This window comes from Nitrosomonas marina, from assembly GCF_900110145.1.
Taxonomy (GTDB): domain Bacteria; phylum Pseudomonadota; class Gammaproteobacteria; order Burkholderiales; family Nitrosomonadaceae; genus Nitrosomonas; species Nitrosomonas marina.
In genome coordinates this window covers 1-1683 of record NZ_FOCP01000061.1, presented here as the reverse complement: position 1 = coordinate 1683, position 1683 = coordinate 1, and the positions used below count along the sequence as shown (strand labels likewise).

Below are 1683 nucleotides of genomic sequence, written 5' to 3'. Positions count from 1 at the left end.
CCAGACTGTGTGAAAACCCAATTGGTTATATAATTTTACTTTCCAGTTAATTGGAGTATTCCATGAGTAGGTTCATTGAGGGCGAAGCACGGACTCAAGCTACTTTGTTTCCAGAAATACTCGACGATTACATTTCAGAAGAAAATGCCGTTCGAGTAATTGATGTATTTATTGATAGCGTTGACCTGTCAGGCATGGGTTTCAAAACGGAATCCAAAGTTACCGGTCGACCGGCTTATCATCCGGCAACCATGCTAAAGCTCTATGTCTACGGCTATCTTAACCGAATACAGTCAACTCGTCGCCTGGAACGAGAGGCTGGACGCAATGTTGAACTGATGTGGCTACTTGGTCGTTTAGCGCCTGACTTCAAGACTATTTCTGATTTTCGTAAAAATAATGCCAAAGCGATACGTTTAGTCTGCCGTGATTTTGTGATGGTTTGCCGCAAACTGGATTTATTTAGCGATGCATTTGTTGCCATTGATGGCAGTAAGTTTAAAGCCGTAAACAATCGTGATCGAAACTTTACTCGTGCCAAATTAAAACGCCGACTGGAACAAATTGATGAGAGCATTGACCGGTATTTAGCTCAGATGAATAGTGTTGATCGGCAGGAAACCACTATTGCAAAAGATAAGACTGAACGGCTTGAAAATAAGATAGCCAAACTCAAGAAAGAAATACAACGACTCAATAAAATCGAAGAACAATTACTTGCCACGCCCGATAAACAAATATCACTAACCGATCCAGATGCACGCTCCATGATAACGCGTGGGTCTGGCATAGTGGGCTACAACGTACAGACTGCAGTGGACACAAAACATCATCTAATCGTAGCACTCGAGGTAACCAATGTCGGCAATGATCGTGCACAATTGGCAAATATGGCCATGCAGGCAAAAGAAGCAATGGCAACTGATGAACTGGCCGTTGTCGCTGATCGAGGTTACTTTAATGGTAAAGAAATAAAGGCGTGTGAAGACGCCGGTATTAAAACTTATCTCCCAAAATGTGAGACATCTAGCAATCAGGCCAAGGGTCTTTTCGGTAAGCGTGACTTTATTTATAAGCCTGAAGATGATGAATATGAGTGCCCTGCAGGTGAGCGCGCTATCTTTCGTTTTAGCCGACAAGAAGATGGAAAAATGATTAGGCGTTATTGGTCATCGGCATGTATTAATTGTTCGATAAAATCACAATGTACCACAGGGGAATATCGGCGCATCAGTCGATGGGAGCATGAGGCCGTACTTGATACTGTCGAGGATCGAATTAACAAAGAGCCCGAACGAATGACGGCAAGAAGAAATACAGCCGAGCATCCATTTGGGACAATAAAGTTATGGATGGGCTATACGCATTTTCAGACCAGAACACTAGAACGTGTCAGTGCGGAGATGAGCTTGCATACTCTGGCCTATAATTTAAAGCGTGTGATGAATATCATGGGCATCGGTACATTAATCAAAGTATTGCAGACGTAATACCTGTGTTTGCCGTATAAAAAGGTCTTCGTCCAACTTTTGGAAGAGACTTCTAGCGAAGCGCTTCCAAAAAATGCATTGCCGTAAAATAAATGATGACGGCTGGTTCTAACCGCTTAGATTATTTTTATACGCCGCTATGATTGCAAGTTCAGCTACAAAAACACAGATTTTGAGTTTTCACACAGTCTGG

1 protein-coding gene is annotated in these 1683 nt (G+C 42.5%); it reads left to right on the top strand.

Annotated features, from left to right (window positions below; translation table 11 throughout):
- The first annotated feature begins 62 nt into the window (after positions 1-62).
- On the top strand, positions 63-1490 hold the full coding sequence (locus BMX44_RS16340; protein WP_090634999.1) for an IS1182 family transposase: 1428 nt from the start codon (positions 63-65) through the stop codon (positions 1488-1490).
- Positions 1491-1683 lie beyond the last annotated feature (193 nt).

Coding starts and splice junctions, on each gene's coding strand:
- BMX44_RS16340 (WP_090634999.1), top strand. CDS start 63: ATGAGTAGGTTCATTGAGGGCGAAGCACGGACTCAAGCTACTTTGTTT.